The following is a 16,162-nucleotide window of genomic DNA, read 5'->3' as shown; positions in this document are numbered from 1 at the left end:
AAAACACAAAAAGCAGAAAATGCCAACCATTCAACAATTAGTTAGAAAAGGTAGAGTAGCACTGGAGTTCAAGAGTAAGTCTCCAGCGTTGGACAGCTGTCCACAGCGAAGAGGTGTATGTACACGTGTATATACTACTACCCCTAAAAAACCAAACTCAGCAATGCGTAAAGTTGCCCGTGTACGTTTAACCAATGGTAAAGAGGTGAATGCCTACATTCCAGGAGAAGGCCACAACTTGCAGGAGCACTCGATCGTTTTGATCCGTGGTGGTCGTGTTAAGGATTTACCAGGTGTACGTTACCACATCATCCGCGGTGCATTAGATACCTCAGGTGTAGCTGGCCGTAACCAACGTCGTAGTAAATATGGTACTAAGCGCCCTAAACCAGGACAAGCCGCTGCAGCACCAACAAAAGGTAAAAAGAAATAATTAGGAGGAAACAGCAATGAGAAAATCGAAACCAAAAAAGAGAATTATTCTTCCTGATCCTAAATTCAACGATGTTCAGGTAACAAGATTCGTAAACAACATGATGTTCGACGGTAAGAAATCTATCGCTTACTCTATTTTTTACGATGCCGTAGAATTAGCTGAGAAAAAAGCCGGCGAAAATGGTTTAGAAGTATGGAAACGTGCTTTGAGCAATGTAATGCCTTCGGTAGAGGTTAAATCTCGCCGTGTAGGTGGTGCAAACTTCCAGGTGCCAACCGAAGTAAGACCAGACCGCAAAATTGCCTTGGGCATGAAATGGTTGATCTCTTACGCTCGCAAACGTGGCGAAAAAACCATGAAAGAAAAATTAGCAGGCGAAATCGTTTCGGCCGCTAAAGGCGAAGGCGCAGCCGTTAAAAAGAAAGAAGATACGCACAAAATGGCTGAGGCTAACAAAGCGTTCTCACACTTTAGATTTTAATTATAAAATGATTGAATGATAGAATTCTGGATGATTGAGTGGTTTTTACTGCATTCAATCATTCACTTACTTCTATCATTCTTTAATTAAAAAATATGTCAAGAGATTTAAAATTCACAAGAAATATCGGGATTGCTGCTCACATTGATGCGGGTAAAACCACTACAACAGAGCGTATCCTTTATTATGCAGGTGTAAACCACAAAATTGGCGAGGTACACGAAGGTGCTTCTACAATGGACTGGATGGTGCAAGAGGCCGAGCGCGGAATCACCATCACTTCTGCGGCTACTACCGTAAACTGGAATTACAGAGGCCACAAATACCACATCAACATTATCGATACCCCAGGACACGTGGATTTTACCGTAGAGGTAAACCGTTCTTTGCGCGTATTGGATGGTTTGGTGTTCTTGTTTTCTGCCGTTGACGGTGTTGAGCCTCAATCAGAAACCAACTGGCGCTTGGCCAATAACTATAACGTAGCCCGTATCGGTTTCGTTAACAAAATGGACCGTTCTGGTGCCGACTTCCTTAAAGTGGTAAAACAAGTGAAGGATATGTTGGGTTCTAACGCCGTTCCTTTGCAGTTGCCAATCGGTGCCGAAGACCAATTTAAAGGTGTAGTTGATTTGATCAACAACCGTGGTATCGTTTGGAACGAGCACGATAAAGGCATGACCTTTACCGAAGTTCCAATTCCTGACGATATGGTGGAAGAAGTAGCCGAGTGGAGAGAGAAATTGTTGGAATCGGTAGCGGAGTACGATGAGACTTTGATGGAGAAATTCTTCGAAGCCCCAGAAACCATCACCGAGCGCGAAGTATTGGATGCCTTGCGTCAAGCGGTATTGGATGCTAAAATCGTTCCTATGGTTTGCGGTTCGTCTTTCAAAAACAAAGGTGTACAAACCATGTTGGACTATGTAATGGAGCTATTGCCTTCACCTCTTGATTCAGAAGGTGTTCAAGGTACTAACCCTGATACAGGTGCAGAAGTATTGTTGAAACCAGATGTAAAAGAGCCTTTCTCTGCATTGGCTTTCAAAATCGCAACCGACCCATTCGTAGGCCGTTTGTGCTTTATCCGTGTTTACTCAGGTAACCTGGAAGCTGGTTCTTACGTGTACAATACCCGTTCAGAAAGCAAAGAACGTATTTCTCGTATCTTCCAAATGCACGCCAACAAGCAAAACCCTATTCCTAACGTAGGTGCGGGTGATATTGCGGCGGTAGTAGGCTTTAAAGATATCAAAACTGGCGATACCCTTTGCGATGAGAAAAACCCTATCGTTTTGGAATCGATGAACTTCCCTGACCCGGTTATCGGTTTGGCTATCGAGCCTAAAACTCAGGCCGACGTGGATAAATTGGGTATGGCTTTGGGCAAATTGGCCGAAGAAGATCCAACTTTCAAAGTTCAAACAGACGAAGAGACTGGCCAAACCGTAATTTCAGGTATGGGCGAGCTTCACTTGGATATCTTGATCGACCGTTTAAAACGCGAGTTCAAGGTAGAAGTAAACCAAGGTGCACCACAAGTAGCTTACAAAGAGGCTATCACTGGTACTACCCAACACCGCGAAACCTACAAAAAACAAACTGGTGGTCGTGGTAAGTTTGCCGATATCCAAGTAGTAATCTCTCCAATTGATGCCGATTACGAAAAAGGCGGCTTGCAATTCGTAAACGAAATCGTAGGTGGTTCAATTCCTCGTGAGTTTATCCCTTCGGTAGAGAAAGGTTTTGCAGCAGCCATGTCGAACGGTGTTTTGGCAGGTTTCCCATTGCCAGATATGAAAGTTCGTTTGATTGATGGTTCATTCCACGCGGTCGATTCAGATGCCTTGTCATTTGAGATCGCTGCACGTCAAGCCTTCCGCGAAGCATTGCCAAAATGTAAGCCGGTATTGATGGAGCCAATCATGAAAATCGAGGTGTTAACTCCAGAAGAAAACATGGGTGATGTAATGGGCGATTTGAACCGTCGTCGTGGCCAACTGCAAGGTATGGACACCCGTAACGGTGCCCAGGTGATCAAAGCCTTGGTTCCACTTTCTGAAATGTTTGGTTATGTAACCCAATTGCGTACCATTACTTCGGGCCGTGCAACTTCAACCATGGAGTTTGACCATTATGAAGCTGCGCCTCGTAACGTACAAGATGAGGTAATTGCCAAATCAAAAGGTAAAGTAAAGTCTAACGACTAATTAAGTATAGAGATAGGCGTATAGCGTATAGCGACGAAATTCGCACTGCGCTATACGTACTACACTTTACAAAAGATAAACCCGGCCTTTGTTATAAATAGCTCTAACACTGGCCTTAATTTAATAAAAACATGAGCCAAAGAATCAGAATCAAATTAAAATCTTACGATTACAACTTGGTAGACAAGTCTGCCGAGAAAATCGTAAAAACTGTAAAGCCTACAGGAGCAGTAGTTAGCGGACCTATTCCGTTGCCAACAGAGAAAAAAGTGTTTACTGTTTTGCGTTCACCACACGTGAACAAAAAAGCACGTGAGCAGTTCCAGTTGTGCGCCTATAAACGTCTTTTGGATATTTATAGCTCTAACTCTAAAACCGTAGATGCTTTAATGAAACTTGAATTGCCTAGCGGTGTTGAAGTAGAAATCAAAGTTTAACGATTTTATAGATCAAGAAAAAGCCCCGAAATTTTCGGGGCTTTTTGATGAGCAATGGTTTGGGTTTTCTTAAGGTTGTATAGGCCCCGGATCATCGCCATTGTCTAAATGGTCTATTTTGCTGCATTCGCGTGAGCAGCGGGCGGTGGCATCCATTCCATACTTTTGCTTGCAATAATCGTCAATAAACATCGAGCCGCAGGCCTCGTACCAAGTCGATTCCTTTACTACGCCCCACACGATGCACTCGAGGCATCCTGGGCCTGCAGGGCCACCCGGTCCACCACCCAATACATTTTTCAGTTGCTTCCGGTTTAGCTGTTCGCCTTTCCTGAGGCTTAAGCCATTTTCGTTTGTTTTTTCCATTGTTTGTTGTTGAGTTTGATAAATGGTTAGTTAAGCTTTTGGTTATAGCCAATTGCTTCATAGTGAATTTATTAAACTAAATTTTAATTACGAAAATTTCGTAATAAATGTAAAAAAAATAGAGCTTTTTTCTTCGCGAGCAAAAAAATAGCGACTATTGCTGCTTTAAACAGCAACTTATCGTCATCTTGTTATGAAACATTTCTTCACTTGCCTGCTCATGCTGGTCTGCTGTACCAATTTGTTTGCCAGCGGAATAGATACGGCTAAATCCGAGAAACGTTTGAGCAAACAGCAGTTGCTCAGCGATATAGACTATCTTGTGGCTACCACCAATGAGGTGCATCCCAATATGTACCACAGCATCAGTAAGGAAAAGTATCGGAAGCTTAGGGATAGCTTGTCCAATTTGTTGCACGATGGGATGACCCCTTTGCAGGCTTGGCCGCTGATAGCGCCATTAGTGGGCTCGCTGAACGAAGGCCATAGTAGCCTTAACCTCCCGGAAGAGCTGCTTGCCGAAATCAAGGCGAATGGCAATATTTTGTTCCCGGTAGCTTTTAGTGAATTTGATGGCAGGTACCTGGTTGTGCGGGCCGATGCTTCGGCCGAGAGCAAGCTTGTTGTAGGCGATAAGGTTGAAAGCATCAATGGTATACCGGCACCTAAACTGATCGACATCCTAAGCCGGCACATGGGTGGCCTTCAATCGTGGCGCGCAGTTGACGTATGCCGAGACATGCTTGCCTACCTGGATATTTATGGCATTAAGGGGCCTTACCGGCTTGTGTATTTGCACGAAGGCAAGACCATGGAGGCTATCTTGAACCCGATATCCTTGCTTAGCCTGCGCGAAAAGCTGGGCCGTTTGCCAAAAGCACCCAAAAAAACAGAATATGCCTATGATCTATTGGCCGATGGCGATGTATATCTAAAAATCAATTCGCTTAACGCCAAGCCAGAGCTATTTAAGTCCTTCCTGGATTCTGCTTTCAGGCAAATCAAGCAGCAAACACCTAAACGATTGATCATTGACCTTCGCTTAAATGGTGGCGGCAACTCGGCCTTGGGCGAAATGTTGCTGGGCTATATCACCGAAAAGCCTTTCAGGATGACTGGCGGTGTAAGATGGAAAGTGAGCCAAACCTATAAAGAGCAACTTAACGAACGAATGAAAGGAGAAGGGGCGAAAGAAATGCCTTACTATTTTGAAGCAAGAAACGGCTCAGTTTTGAAAAGCAGGGCGGCAAAGCCTCAACCGCCAATGCACAATGATTTGCTTTACAAGGGTGCGGTATTGGTGCTGATAGGTCCAAAAACCTTTTCGAGCGCCAACATGCTGGCCAATGCCATCCAGGATTATCATTTGGCTACCCTGGTTGGCGAGGCAACGGGAGAACCTGCCAATGATTATGGCGAACTGATTTACCTGAAGCTACCTTATACGGGTTTTACTTTTTCTACTTCGACCAAGCAGTTTGTCAGGGCCAATGGCAATGCCAAGGATGCTGGTCCGGTATGGCCAAGCTATACGGTTAAGGATAATCCTGCCACCACGACAGACGAGGTGTTGGAATTTGTGTCGAAATTAAAGTAAGGTGGATTAAATGTACAGCCTATAATTTGCCTCTCGATTTGAGCTCTTCCATCGCGTTGCGCTCATCCTGTAACTCGCGCGCTAATTTGCGCTCCTTTTCGCTTGCCTTGGCCTTGTAGGCCTGGTACTCGGCCGAAACCTCGTCGTAAAGCTGGGTGCGGTGCTTGGCTTCCAAAATGTTTTTCATAGATCGGGCAATCACCACAAACAGCGCAATGGCCAAGATTGCGATAATAGACCATACGATAATATTATAGGTGCTTTTAGTAAAGGAAATGCCAAGGAAATTGATTTCGTTTACTTTGGCATCTGCATTGTTTAGCGAAGTTTCCTTGCCGTTGATGTCGGTTTGGAGGCTGTTGATGGTTTTGGCCTGCTCGGCAATTTTGCTCTTGGCTTTATTCAGTTCCACGCGCTCCTTGCGGAGGGTATCGCTTACACTTTGCCATAGGGTACTTAAACGATAAGGATTGATCAGTTTATAGCCGTTCAGCGATTTTGATCTCGATAGCATGAACTGGTATTGGCCATGTAAACTGGGGTCTGTATTTTTTGCCGTATCTATCCGGGTATAGCTAGGTGCCGGTTTGGTCGTTTGCAGAGGCGTTTTGGCGGCAGTAGCCTGCGTTTTTGCAGGTGCTTGTTGGGCCGTTGCAGGTGCCTGCGCCCACAGGTTTGGGATAGTTGAGCTTAAAATGAAGACGGCAGCAAGAGAAAGTAACCTGTGTTTCATGTCGATAATGTCGTTTTAAGTTTAACAATTATAAACAAAAATTATTGTATTTCCGTTCGTTTATTGGTGGACAAGCCAAGAAGAATAGCACTGAAATCATGGTCAATGGCTGTAAAATACACCTTTTTTTAGTCTACTAAATGCAAATATTTTGGAGTTTAACCATTCAAGAAAAGCATCTTTATTTGTCCGCATCACAGTGTTATTGTTTATCCTGATTGTTGTAGCCGGCGCTTTCTTGACAGGTTTGTTGTACGTTTGCCTATAAGGAAGTTTTTAATCGTTTTCAATTATTGTAAATTCGTCAACTATGCAATAAATCGCTAACTTTAGCTCATGTAAGCATCGTGCTTCTTTTATTAAAAAGTTGAATTTCAATTGATTAAATATATGAAATAACATTTTGAGTACATGATTTTATTCAAAATGTTATAGGCCTCAGGTTAAAAGCATTACCTTTGGTTAAAAAGTTAACGTTTCAATGCTGCTGAAGAAAATATTAATAACTGGTGCGAGTCGTGGAATTGGTTTGGCAATAGCCGAAAAGCTGGCTGGCGATTACTACTTGATTTTGCATGCCACCAGCGAAAATAGTTTTACAAAAACAATGCCCAACAGTGAGATTTTATGTGCCGATTTTTCTGATCCGGTACAAGTCTCAACATTCTGCAAGCAACTGAAAAAAGAACACGGAAATGAGCTTGTTGCTGTAATTAACAATGCGGGCATCGCGAAAGACAATTCCATACTTTTCCAAAGTGAGAAGGATATTGATAGCATTTTAAATATCAACTTAAGGGCCCCCATCCTCATTAGCAAAACTGCCATGAAGATTTTTAGTGCGAACAAAAAAGGAACGATCATTAATATGAGTTCGATTTCTGCACATACAGGAAATGCATTTCAATCTGTTTATGCGTCTACAAAAGCCGCCCTGGTGGCTTTTTCCAAATCTTTGGCTAAAGAGGCAGGCGTATTAAATGATGCACATGAAATTAGGGTCTTGAGCATCTCTCCCGGATATATTGAAACTGAAATGACAGCCCATGTACCACAGGCTGATCAAGAAAAATTCTTAGCAATAACGCCCTCTAGAAAATTTGGGAAAGCAGAAGAAGTTGCGTCGTTAGTTTCATTTCTATTGTCAGATCAATCAACATTCATTAACGGTTCAGATATTCCCATCAACGGAGGACTGGCTTAAACTTAGGATATGGATAATTTAATTGGTGTTTCGCCAACTTCTTTGCTTGTTCATGGTCCGAGTAAGCTCCTAGTTGATGCGTATCATTGGCATTCGCCTGATGAAGGAATAATTGCAAGCTACACACCTACCGGATTTGATGTAAATGATCATTTTGGGCTTTTTAGAGGTGTAGATATGGTAGAATCATTTGCTCAAGGCATTAATGCTTCTTGTGGACTTTTTTTGGAAAGCAAAAAGCTGAATTGTAGCTTTGATGTGTTGAAGGATGAATTTACTCCACTTTTTTTGTCCATTGGCCAGGTAAATTTTATGGGATTTCTGGAAGAAGGAGAAGTGATGATTTGTATTGGACAGATTAAACAATATAAATTTAGACAGATGATCTGTGATGGGCGGATTTATAAAGTACCCAGTGGTTTAAACCTAGATACTTATTTCAAAAATTATAGATTGGAGCAATTTTTAGCTTTTGATCTTCCTAAAGATTTTATACAAATCGCTGAATTGACAGGGATTACTGGCAAAGTGATTAAAAAAGAAAAAATGTTAAAATAAAATGGAAAGAAAAGAAATATTTGATGAGCTGTTAGAGATTTTCAAAAACGTAAGACAAATTGATCCTGAAAAACTCAAAAATGCTACTGAAAGCACCGATTTGGTAGCTGATTTAAATGTGCCATCAACCGAAAGAATCAATGTCGTAATAAAGGCCGAACAAGTTTTTGATATCCAATTTGACGATGATGATGTGGATGAATTGGGCTCAACGATGAAAGACTTGGTAGACCTTATTATTGAAACAAAAAAAAGAGGATAACATGGTAAGTCCCAACAGAAAGGTGGCAATTGTGGGTATGGGAGGAGCTTTTCCCAATTGTAAAGACCTGCCAGATTTCAAGCAGCGTCTTTTTGCAGGAGAAAGCTTTATTCGAGAATGGGACGAAACAATGTTATATGGAAATAGCATTCGATCGAAGGTCTCCGGTTTTATCGATCCTCATGACTTGAGCATCGAAACGATATACTGTTCTGTTGTAGAAGGATATCCAAGAGAATACGTCGATACCTTAGGTCGGATACCAGCTGCCAATAGTGTTACGGCTGATATGAGTGCTATGGGATCGATGTTGGGTGCTTTGGAGGCAATAGAAATGGCAGGATGGAATAGAAGCGAAATCCAGTCAGAACAAACTGCCGTGGCAATTGGAACCAATAGCGGTGGATATCAAATAGGACGACCTGGATGGGTAAGTGTTTTTCAAAAACACCAGAAAACCAAATTATTAGGGCCATATTTTGGTATTCGAGGGATGATTTATAGAGAGGCCGCACATGTTTCGGGCCTGATCAAAAACCAGGGAATTAGCGAATCGCTTGGCTCGGCCTGTGCAACAGGTTTAGGCAACGTAGGCTATGCTTATCGCCTCATCAAATTTGGGTTGCAAGATAGAGCACTTGCAGGCGGCTCTGAAGGAAATTCGATAGAAACCTTTGCAGGACTTGATGCTATGGGCGTGCTAAGCAGGGGTTTTAGTCCGGCAGAAAGTTCGCGTCCGTTTGATGTCAACCGAAAAGGGCTTGTTTGTTCTTTTGGGAGTGGTGTTGTAGCGCTTGAAGAATATGAAATGGCAAAAGCAAGAGGGGCAAACATTCTTGCGGTTATAGATAGTTATTTTAATAATGTTGATGGAGATGGAGATTTGTTTTTTCCATCCTATTATGCACAAAAACGGCTGTGGAAAGGGCTAATGGATCAACATCCTATCAAGCCCGATGTTGTAAAAGTTCATGGAACTTCTACCAGAGCAGGAGATCCTGTCGAATTGTTCAGCGTGGTAGATGTACTAGGAGAAGATGGTTATCAAATTTCTGCGCCGAAATCTCAATTGGGGCATACCCTAGGTGGTGCAGGTGCCATCGAACTAATAGCTGCTGTAATGATGCTGCAAGAGCAAAAAGTACTTCCTTGCTTAAACGCAAATGATTTTAATGAGGAATTAGAACCATTGCAAAGAACTGAAGGATGGGACGGTCCAAGCCATCCGATAGCCTATTACAAACACCTTATTTCTAATAAGGTAGTTGAAAAGGAAATCAATCAGATTGTATGTTTGAACTATGGTTTTGGAGGTACAAACAGTGCGATGAGTATTTCAAGACCTAATTTATAGTTTTACAGACGGGTTAATATACGCTAAACGCTAATGACTGAAGAACAATTACAAGTAGATACGATGAAATCTGCCGCAAGAAAATTTGCGATCGGCAATGATTTGGTTTTACTTGAGGAGTTTGAAAAGTCGTTTAATCCATTATTTGAAGCAAAAATCTATACCGAGGGTGAAATCAGCTATTGTAACCAATTTGCAGATCCAATGTTGAGGTTTGCCGCGACCTGGGCAGCTAAGGAAGCGGTGTATAAAGCGGTTAAACAAATCAATCAACAACCGCTCAGCTTAAAAAGAATAGAAATCAAGCGGGATAAAATTGGAGGTATTCCAACAGCCATCCTGCATAACCATATCGAAAGAAGCTTTCAAATCAGCTTATCCATTACGCATGATGGAGCGTACGCATGGGCAGTAGCTATTATAGAAATTGAGGAAGAAAAAGTTAGAAATGCAATAGTGATATGATTATTAAGGGTAAACCGCTGGGAGGTTGGTTATTTAAACTTACTACAAGCCTGGTTGGTGTGGTATTAAGATCTCGCTTCAATAAAATAGTTATTGATTCGGTCAAAATCAAAGAAGGTCATTCTTACCTCTTGATGTGCAACCATTTTAGCTTTCTGGATGGACTAATGGCGCTTTACCTCTGCAGAAAGGTATTTGCAGCTAACGATAAATTAAAGACCTTTCAAGTAATGGTGTTGAAAGGACAATTGAAAAAACGAAAATGGCTAAAACGACTTGGTGGATTTTCGGTTGCACCCGGCAGTCGTTCCATTAACGAAAGCTTAGGGCATGCCAAAGAAGTGCTTTCAACACCCGGAAATTTGTTGCTTTTATATCCCCAAGGCAATTTAGAAAGCATGTACGTAAGGAAAATCATTTTTCAAGATGGGATTAATCAGATCTTGCCGCAGGTAGATGGTAAATGTCAAATTGTATGGGCAAGTGTTTTAATGGAATATTTTGAAAGTATTAAACCCACACTTTATTTCAGTATGCTCGATTGTGGTACAAACGAAGATTTCGACTTTGATACAGTCGCCAATAAGGTGAACGAGCATCATCTTCATTGCATCAAGAAAAATATCAGGTTTACGAACGAAGAATTTTAATAACTGAATATTTCTCGACTAAAACCATCAAATTCCACCTTTCCTATAGACTTTATTTAATTGTTTTTTGTTTACAGCAAACAATTTATGTATGCTATATTTGCCGGCATGACAGTGTTGTTGTTTACCCTGATTGTTCTAGTGGGTGCCTTCTTGGCGGGCCTATTGGGTTCTTTAACCGGCTTGGGCGGCGGCGTCATTATCATACCCTTGCTTAACCTGGGGCTAGGCGTTGATATCCACTATGCCATTGGTGCTTCCATCATTTCGGTTATTGCCACCTCTTCGGGTTCGGCGGCAGCTTATGTGAAAGAAGGCATCACCAATGTGCGCATCGGCATGTTTTTGGAAATTGCCACCACGGCCAGTGCCATTGTAGGGGTAATCATTGCTACATATATCAAGGCAGACTATATCATTGTCATTTTCGGACTGATCCTGTTGTTTTCGGCAGTTATGATGCTGCGTAAAAAGGTAGACCATTCCAATAACGAACAAACCAGTATTTTGGCCAATTACTTTAAGCTCAACGGCAGCTATCCTACCGAAGACGGTGTCAAGCAATATGCGGTTCATCGCGTGGTGGGTGGCTTTGCCATGATGTTTGTGGCGGGTACCTTATCGGGCTTGTTGGGCATAGGTTCGGGGGCTTTAAAGGTAATCGGCATGGACAATATCATGCGTATTCCTTTCAAGGTTTCTACTACCACCAGTAATTTCATGATCGGTGTTACCGCGGCGGCCAGTGCATTGGTGTATCTGCACAAAGGCCAGATAGACCCGATGATCGCCATGCCGGTAACCATCGGCGTCATTACGGGGGCAACACTGGGCGCCAAGATACTCATCAAGACCAAAACCGACAAGCTGAAGGTCGTATTTGCTATCGTGGTTACGTTTTTGGCCCTGCAAATGATTTATAACGGATTAAGCGGCAAGGCATGAGCAAGGAAGTTAAACACTATTTGGGCGATAAGGATGTACAGGTAATTCTGGGCACCTTGCTGCGCGTTGGCGTGCTGGTTTCTACTGCCGTGGTTATTTTGGGCGGTATCATCTTTCTTTTTTCGCATAAGGGCCAGACCGTGTCGTTCGAAACCTTCAAGCCAGAAGAGGCGCGCTTTTCGTCGATTGCCGAAATCTTAAAGGGTTTAAAGACTTTTGATGGCCTGGCTATTGTCCAATTTGGCGTGCTTTTGCTTATTTTTACGCCGATTGCACGCATCGTGTTCTCTATTTTCAGCTTTCTGATGGAGAAAGACTATATGTATGTGCTCATTGGTACGCTGGTTTTGGTGATTATTATTGCCAGCTTGTACTTGGATATAGCCCATTAAACTGTTGTTTCTGAGCCTACGAACAGCGGCAGCCTCTATGTAGCAATTATTTTCAAAAATAATTAGCTAACTATTTGAAAATTAAGAATTCTTTCCTATTTTTGCCGTCCCTTAGCGGGGATGTATCCCACCTTGAACGAAGCCCTACTGCTTCGATGGGTGTTAAACTTAAAATAGAAAATGTCAGGTATTATTGGAAAAAAAGTAGGAATGACCAGTATTTTTGACGCCGACGGAAAGAATATTCCTTGTACGGTGATCGAAGCTGGTCCTTGTGTAGTAACACAGGTGAAAACCGAAGAAAAAGATGGCTATGCGTCAGTTCAGTTAGGATTTGATGAAGCCAAAGAAAAAAACACTACCCAACCTTTAAAAGGTCACTTTGCGAAAGCAAGCACTACCCCAAAACGTAAATTGGTTGAGTTCGGCGAGTTTGAAGGAACTGTGAGCCTGGGCGATACCGTTACGGTAAGCATCTTTAACGAAGGTGATTATGTGGATGTAGTTGGTACTTCAAAAGGTAAAGGTTTTCAAGGCGTAGTTAAACGTCATGGTTTTGGTGGTGTTGGAGGTCAAACTCACGGTCAGCACAACCGTTTGAGAGCGCCAGGTTCATTAGGTGCTTCATCATGGCCTTCACGTGTATTCAAAGGAATGCGCATGGCCGGAAGAACTGGTGGCGACAGAGTAAAAATTCAAAACTTGCAAGTGTTGAAAGTTTATGCTGAGCAAAACCTTGTAGTAGTTAGTGGTTCCGTTCCTGGAGCTAAAGGTTCTTACGTAATCTTAGACAAGTAAGCAGATGGAAGTGAAAGTATTAAACATTTCAGGAAAAGAGACAGGTGCCAAGGTGCAGCTTCCTGAAGCGGTGTTCGGTGTAACTCCGAACGATCACGCGATTTATTTAGATGTGAAACAGTATTTGGCTAACCAACGTCAAGGAACGCACAAATCTAAACAACGTAACGAGATTGCAGGTTCTACCCGTAAACTATACAAGCAAAAAGGTACTGGCGGTGCTCGTGCCGGAAGTATCAAATCTCCATTGTTCAATGGTGGTGGCCGTATCTTCGGTCCTCAGCCAAGAGACTACAGCTTCAAATTGAACAAGAAATTGAAATCATTGGCCCGTAAATCGGCCCTTTCTTACAAAGCGCAAGACAACAGCGTGGTGGTATTGGAAGACTTCAATTTCGACAACATCAAAACCAAAAACTATTTGAATTTGGTGAATGCGTTGAATTTGGCTGGAGAGAAAACCTTGTTGGTACTACCTGCGCAAAATAACAATATCTATTTATCAAGCAGAAATATCCAGAAGGCAAAAGTAATTACTGCAGATCAGTTGAATACTTACGATGTATTGAACGCCAGCAAACTTTTGTTAACTGCTAACTCGCTTAAAACATTGGAGGAGGCATTTGCCAAGTAATATGGAAATCTTACAAAAACCAATCTTAACCGAAAAAGCTTCTGCGTTAACTGAAAAAGCTAACCGTTTTACTTTCAGAGTAGACCACAGAGCTAACAAACTGCAGATTAAATCGGCTATCGAGAAAATGTACGGCGTAACGATTGTTGCCCTTAACACCATGATAGTAGATGGCAAAGCCAAATCAAGAAACACCAAAGGTGGTATTGTAACAGGCCGTAGCCCTAAATATAAAAAAGCTATTGTAACCTTGAAAGATGGAGAAACAATAGATTATTACGCGAATATTTAATCAGAATTGAATAATTTATAACTATGGGCTTAAGAAAATTTAAACCAGTTACTCCGGGTACCCGCTTTAGAGTTGGTGCTAGTTTTACGGAGATTACCGCAACCAAGCCCGAAAAATCATTGGTTGTATCTTCTAAGAAATCGGGAGGTCGTAACAATACAGGTAAAATGACGATGCGCTATATCGGTGGCGGTCATAAAAAATCTTTCCGTTTAATCGACTTTAAACGCGATAAATTTGACATTCCTGCTGTTGTAGCTACGATCGAATACGATCCGAACCGTACCGCACGTATCGCCTTGTTGCACTATGTTGATGGAGAGAAGCGCTACATTATTGCACCAGAAGGATTGCAAGTAGGACAAACCGTGCTTTCGGGCGACAAAGCTACTCCAGAAGTAGGCAATACCTTAAAATTGGCCAACATTCCTTTGGGTTCTATTATCCATAACTTGGAAATCCACCCAGGAAAAGGTGCACAATTGGCTCGTAGCGCCGGTGCTTATGCACAATTGGCCGCTAGAGATGGCAAATATGCTACCATTAAAATGCCATCGGGCGAAACCAGGTTGATCTTGGTGACCTGTTTGGCAACCATTGGTACAGTTTCTAACTCAGACCATGCAAACGAAGTACTAGGTAAAGCAGGCCGTAGCCGTTGGATCGGTCGTCGTCCTCGTACACGTCCGGTAGCGATGAACCCTGTAGATCACCCAATGGGTGGTGGTGAGGGCCGCTCATCAGGAGGTCAGCCACGGTCAAGGAATGGTGTTTATTCGAAAGGATACAAAACACGTTCGCTTAAAAAATACTCAAATCGTTTCATCATAGAGAAAAGGAAAAAATAATGGCTCGTTCAATTAAAAAAGGACCTTATATTGACCATAACGTAGAGAAGAAAGTAGTCTCTATGAATGATTCAGGCAAAAAGTCTGTGATCAAAACTTGGTCTCGCAGATCAATGATATCACCAGATTTCGTAGGTCATACATTTGCAGTACATAACGGAAACAAATTTATTCCGGTATACGTAACAGAAAACATGGTTGGTCACAAGCTGGGAGAGTTTGCTCCAACCAGAACATTTAGGGGTCACTCTGAAAAGAAAAAATAATTAAGAGATGGAAGCAGTAGCGAAATTAAACAATTGCCCAACCTCACCGCGTAAGATGCGTTTGGTTGTAGATCTGATCAGAGGTGAGCGTGTAGAGAAAGCTTTACATATTTTGAAATTCACCAACAAAGATGCCGCAGTAAGAGTTGAAAAACTTTTATTATCAGCTATCAAAAATTGGGAGTCAAAAAATGAAGGTTCTCGCCCTGAAGAAAACCAGTTATACGTGAAAACGATAATGGTAGGCGGTGGTCGTCAGTTAAAAAGACTAAGACCAGCCCCACAAGGCCGTGGTTATAGAATCCGTAAACGTTCGAACCACGTTACCTTAATAGTAGATAGTAAAAACGTTGAAACTCAAACTAATTAACAGAAATGGGACAAAAAGCACATCCAATAGGTAACAGGTTAGGAATCATCAGAGGCTGGGATTCTAACTGGTTCGGAGGCAACAACTATGCTGATAAATTAGTTGAGGACGAAAAAATAAGAAAATACCTTTCTGCACGTATCGCTAAAGGCGGTGTAGCCAAAGTAGTAATCGAGCGTACCCTAAAACGTATCACCGTTACTATCCACACTGCCCGTCCGGGTATCGTAATTGGTAAAGCAGGCCAAGAGGTTGACAAGATCAAGGAAGAGTTGAAAAAATTGACCAAAAAGGAAATTCAGATCAACATTTTCGAGATCAAGCGCCCTGAGCTTGACGCACAATTGGTGGCAGAAGGCGTAGCTAAGCAATTAGAAGCCAGGATTTCTTTCCGTAGAGCCATGAAATCAACCATCGCATCAACCATGCGTATGGGTGCCGAAGGGATCAAAATCATGACTTCTGGCCGTTTGGGCGGTGCCGAGATGGCCCGTACCGAGCAGTACAAAGAAGGAAGAATTCCTTTGCATACTTTCCGTGCCGATATTGACTATGCATTAGCAGAAGCTTTGACCACTTATGGTAAAATCGGTGTTAAAGTATGGATCTGCAAAGGCGAAGTTTATGGCAAACGCGATCTTTCTCCAAACATCGGCGCTACGAGCAATGCTCCAGGCAAAGGTGGCGAAAGACCACAAGGCAACTTCGGCGGCAGAGACGGCGGCAGAGATAATAGAGGCGGCGACAGAAGGAACGACAAACGCGGTGGCGGTCGTCCGGGTCAAGGCGGAAGAGATAATAAAGGCGGCGGCAACAGAGGCCCACGCAAATAGTTAACCAATCGTTTAACGATAATATTTAAAA

Annotated in this window: 22 protein-coding genes; 20 read left to right on the top strand and 2 right to left on the bottom strand. The window is 42.5% G+C overall.

The window, feature by feature from the left end:
- Positions 1–19: 19 nt before the first annotated feature.
- From rpsL to rpsJ, 4 genes are all read left to right on the top strand, one after another.
- A complete protein-coding gene (rpsL, locus tag AC6H1S_RS14930; RefSeq protein ID WP_109926363.1) occupies positions 20–433 on the top strand; it encodes a 30S ribosomal protein S12 in 414 nt (137 codons plus the stop codon).
- Between the two features lie 16 nt (positions 434–449).
- Positions 450–917, top strand: a complete 468-nt coding sequence (gene rpsG, locus AC6H1S_RS14925; RefSeq protein ID WP_199141130.1) for a 30S ribosomal protein S7 — start codon at positions 450–452, stop codon at positions 915–917.
- A gap of 95 nt (positions 918–1,012) precedes the next feature.
- The gene (fusA, locus tag AC6H1S_RS14920) at positions 1,013–3,127 is read left to right on the top strand and encodes an elongation factor G (protein ID WP_199141129.1); all 2,115 of its coding nucleotides are present in this window, start codon (positions 1,013–1,015) and stop codon (positions 3,125–3,127) included.
- Between the two features lie 131 nt (positions 3,128–3,258).
- Positions 3,259–3,564: a 30S ribosomal protein S10 gene (gene rpsJ, locus AC6H1S_RS14915; RefSeq protein ID WP_084237698.1), complete on the top strand. Its 306-nt coding sequence runs from the start codon at positions 3,259–3,261 to the stop codon at positions 3,562–3,564.
- A 69-nt stretch (positions 3,565–3,633) separates the two neighbouring features.
- Here the strand turns inward: rpsJ and AC6H1S_RS14910 are convergent, their stop codons facing one another.
- Positions 3,634–3,930 carry a hypothetical protein gene (locus AC6H1S_RS14910; protein WP_497564099.1) on the bottom strand — a complete coding sequence of 99 codons (297 nt, stop codon included), beginning with the start codon at positions 3,928–3,930 and terminating at the stop codon, positions 3,634–3,636.
- Positions 3,931–4,123: 193 nt separating this feature from the next.
- On the opposite strand from AC6H1S_RS14910, the gene AC6H1S_RS14905 reads away from it, so the two are divergent.
- Complete coding sequence (locus tag AC6H1S_RS14905) at positions 4,124–5,527, top strand: S41 family peptidase (RefSeq protein WP_497564098.1); 1,404 nt, start codon at positions 4,124–4,126, stop codon at positions 5,525–5,527.
- A 19-nt stretch (positions 5,528–5,546) separates the two neighbouring features.
- Here AC6H1S_RS14905 and AC6H1S_RS14900 read toward each other — a convergent pair whose 3' ends face one another.
- Entirely contained in the window at positions 5,547–6,260 is a 714-nt protein-coding gene (locus AC6H1S_RS14900) for a hypothetical protein (protein WP_497564097.1), read from the bottom strand.
- Positions 6,261–6,741: 481 nt separating this feature from the next.
- On the opposite strand from AC6H1S_RS14900, the gene AC6H1S_RS14895 reads away from it, so the two are divergent.
- The 15 genes from AC6H1S_RS14895 to rpsC all read left to right on the top strand — a co-directional run bounded on the left by AC6H1S_RS14895 (position 6,742) and on the right by rpsC (position 16,131).
- Positions 6,742–7,464 (top strand): SDR family NAD(P)-dependent oxidoreductase, encoded by a 723-nt coding sequence (locus AC6H1S_RS14895; RefSeq protein ID WP_497564096.1) that lies wholly within the window; start codon positions 6,742–6,744, stop codon positions 7,462–7,464.
- A gap of 9 nt (positions 7,465–7,473) precedes the next feature.
- On the top strand, positions 7,474–8,022 hold the full coding sequence (locus AC6H1S_RS14890) for a hypothetical protein (RefSeq protein ID WP_497564095.1): 549 nt from the start codon (positions 7,474–7,476) through the stop codon (positions 8,020–8,022).
- 1 nt (position 8,023) lies between these two features.
- The gene (locus tag AC6H1S_RS14885; RefSeq protein WP_497564094.1) at positions 8,024–8,284 is read left to right on the top strand and encodes an acyl carrier protein; all 261 of its coding nucleotides are present in this window, start codon (positions 8,024–8,026) and stop codon (positions 8,282–8,284) included.
- 1 nt (position 8,285) lies between these two features.
- A complete protein-coding gene (locus AC6H1S_RS14880) occupies positions 8,286–9,638 on the top strand; it encodes a beta-ketoacyl-[acyl-carrier-protein] synthase family protein (protein ID WP_497564093.1) in 1,353 nt (450 codons plus the stop codon).
- A gap of 33 nt (positions 9,639–9,671) precedes the next feature.
- Positions 9,672–10,103: a holo-ACP synthase gene (locus AC6H1S_RS14875; protein WP_497564092.1), complete on the top strand. Its 432-nt coding sequence runs from the start codon at positions 9,672–9,674 to the stop codon at positions 10,101–10,103.
- Positions 10,100–10,753, top strand: coding sequence for a lysophospholipid acyltransferase family protein (locus AC6H1S_RS14870; protein WP_497564091.1), 654 nt, complete (start codon positions 10,100–10,102; stop codon positions 10,751–10,753). Before AC6H1S_RS14875 ends, AC6H1S_RS14870 begins: the two co-directional genes overlap by 4 nt.
- A gap of 108 nt (positions 10,754–10,861) precedes the next feature.
- A complete protein-coding gene (locus AC6H1S_RS14865; protein ID WP_199141829.1) occupies positions 10,862–11,698 on the top strand; it encodes a sulfite exporter TauE/SafE family protein in 837 nt (278 codons plus the stop codon).
- Positions 11,695–12,090 carry a DUF1634 domain-containing protein gene (locus AC6H1S_RS14860; RefSeq protein WP_497564090.1) on the top strand — a complete coding sequence of 132 codons (396 nt, stop codon included), beginning with the start codon at positions 11,695–11,697 and terminating at the stop codon, positions 12,088–12,090. The genes AC6H1S_RS14865 and AC6H1S_RS14860 overlap by 4 nt, the downstream gene beginning before the upstream one ends.
- A 180-nt stretch (positions 12,091–12,270) precedes the next feature.
- On the top strand, positions 12,271–12,888 hold the full coding sequence (rplC, locus tag AC6H1S_RS14855) for a 50S ribosomal protein L3 (RefSeq protein WP_199141826.1): 618 nt from the start codon (positions 12,271–12,273) through the stop codon (positions 12,886–12,888).
- 4 nt (positions 12,889–12,892) lie between these two features.
- On the top strand, positions 12,893–13,522 hold the full coding sequence (gene rplD / locus AC6H1S_RS14850; RefSeq protein ID WP_199141825.1) for a 50S ribosomal protein L4: 630 nt from the start codon (positions 12,893–12,895) through the stop codon (positions 13,520–13,522).
- Position 13,523: 1 nt separating this feature from the next.
- Positions 13,524–13,814, top strand: coding sequence for a 50S ribosomal protein L23 (gene rplW, locus AC6H1S_RS14845; protein WP_199141824.1), 291 nt, complete (start codon positions 13,524–13,526; stop codon positions 13,812–13,814).
- Between the two features lie 23 nt (positions 13,815–13,837).
- Positions 13,838–14,662 (top strand): 50S ribosomal protein L2, encoded by an 825-nt coding sequence (gene rplB / locus AC6H1S_RS14840; protein ID WP_199141823.1) that lies wholly within the window; start codon positions 13,838–13,840, stop codon positions 14,660–14,662.
- Positions 14,662–14,928 carry a 30S ribosomal protein S19 gene (rpsS, locus tag AC6H1S_RS14835; protein WP_008244581.1) on the top strand — a complete coding sequence of 89 codons (267 nt, stop codon included), beginning with the start codon at positions 14,662–14,664 and terminating at the stop codon, positions 14,926–14,928. The genes rplB and rpsS overlap by 1 nt, the downstream gene beginning before the upstream one ends.
- A 7-nt stretch (positions 14,929–14,935) precedes the next feature.
- Complete coding sequence (rplV, locus tag AC6H1S_RS14830; RefSeq protein WP_199141821.1) at positions 14,936–15,298, top strand: 50S ribosomal protein L22; 363 nt, start codon at positions 14,936–14,938, stop codon at positions 15,296–15,298.
- A gap of 5 nt (positions 15,299–15,303) precedes the next feature.
- A complete protein-coding gene (rpsC, locus tag AC6H1S_RS14825; protein WP_199141820.1) occupies positions 15,304–16,131 on the top strand; it encodes a 30S ribosomal protein S3 in 828 nt (275 codons plus the stop codon).
- Positions 16,132–16,162: the final 31 nt, after the last annotated feature.

It is taken from the genome of Pedobacter sp. TM02 (assembly GCF_059705275.1).
This window is presented reverse-complemented; position numbering and strand designations above follow the sequence as displayed.

Coding starts and splice junctions, on each gene's coding strand:
- AC6H1S_RS14895 (WP_497564096.1), top strand. CDS start 6,742: ATGCTGCTGAAGAAAATATTAATAACTGGTGCGAGTCGTGGAATTGGT.
- rplW (WP_199141824.1), top strand. CDS start 13,524: ATGGAAATCTTACAAAAACCAATCTTAACCGAAAAAGCTTCTGCGTTA.
- rpsS (WP_008244581.1), top strand. CDS start 14,662: ATGGCTCGTTCAATTAAAAAAGGACCTTATATTGACCATAACGTAGAG.
- AC6H1S_RS14900 (WP_497564097.1), bottom strand. CDS start 6,260: ATGAAACACAGGTTACTTTCTCTTGCTGCCGTCTTCATTTTAAGCTCA.
- rpsC (WP_199141820.1), top strand. CDS start 15,304: ATGGGACAAAAAGCACATCCAATAGGTAACAGGTTAGGAATCATCAGA.
- rpsG (WP_199141130.1), top strand. CDS start 450: ATGAGAAAATCGAAACCAAAAAAGAGAATTATTCTTCCTGATCCTAAA.
- rplV (WP_199141821.1), top strand. CDS start 14,936: ATGGAAGCAGTAGCGAAATTAAACAATTGCCCAACCTCACCGCGTAAG.
- AC6H1S_RS14860 (WP_497564090.1), top strand. CDS start 11,695: ATGAGCAAGGAAGTTAAACACTATTTGGGCGATAAGGATGTACAGGTA.
- AC6H1S_RS14880 (WP_497564093.1), top strand. CDS start 8,286: ATGGTAAGTCCCAACAGAAAGGTGGCAATTGTGGGTATGGGAGGAGCT.
- fusA (WP_199141129.1), top strand. CDS start 1,013: ATGTCAAGAGATTTAAAATTCACAAGAAATATCGGGATTGCTGCTCAC.
- AC6H1S_RS14875 (WP_497564092.1), top strand. CDS start 9,672: ATGACTGAAGAACAATTACAAGTAGATACGATGAAATCTGCCGCAAGA.
- AC6H1S_RS14865 (WP_199141829.1), top strand. CDS start 10,862: ATGACAGTGTTGTTGTTTACCCTGATTGTTCTAGTGGGTGCCTTCTTG.
- rpsJ (WP_084237698.1), top strand. CDS start 3,259: ATGAGCCAAAGAATCAGAATCAAATTAAAATCTTACGATTACAACTTG.
- rplD (WP_199141825.1), top strand. CDS start 12,893: ATGGAAGTGAAAGTATTAAACATTTCAGGAAAAGAGACAGGTGCCAAG.
- AC6H1S_RS14910 (WP_497564099.1), bottom strand. CDS start 3,930: ATGGAAAAAACAAACGAAAATGGCTTAAGCCTCAGGAAAGGCGAACAG.
- AC6H1S_RS14905 (WP_497564098.1), top strand. CDS start 4,124: ATGAAACATTTCTTCACTTGCCTGCTCATGCTGGTCTGCTGTACCAAT.
- AC6H1S_RS14885 (WP_497564094.1), top strand. CDS start 8,024: ATGGAAAGAAAAGAAATATTTGATGAGCTGTTAGAGATTTTCAAAAAC.
- rpsL (WP_109926363.1), top strand. CDS start 20: ATGCCAACCATTCAACAATTAGTTAGAAAAGGTAGAGTAGCACTGGAG.
- AC6H1S_RS14870 (WP_497564091.1), top strand. CDS start 10,100: ATGATTATTAAGGGTAAACCGCTGGGAGGTTGGTTATTTAAACTTACT.
- rplC (WP_199141826.1), top strand. CDS start 12,271: ATGTCAGGTATTATTGGAAAAAAAGTAGGAATGACCAGTATTTTTGAC.
- rplB (WP_199141823.1), top strand. CDS start 13,838: ATGGGCTTAAGAAAATTTAAACCAGTTACTCCGGGTACCCGCTTTAGA.
- AC6H1S_RS14890 (WP_497564095.1), top strand. CDS start 7,474: ATGGATAATTTAATTGGTGTTTCGCCAACTTCTTTGCTTGTTCATGGT.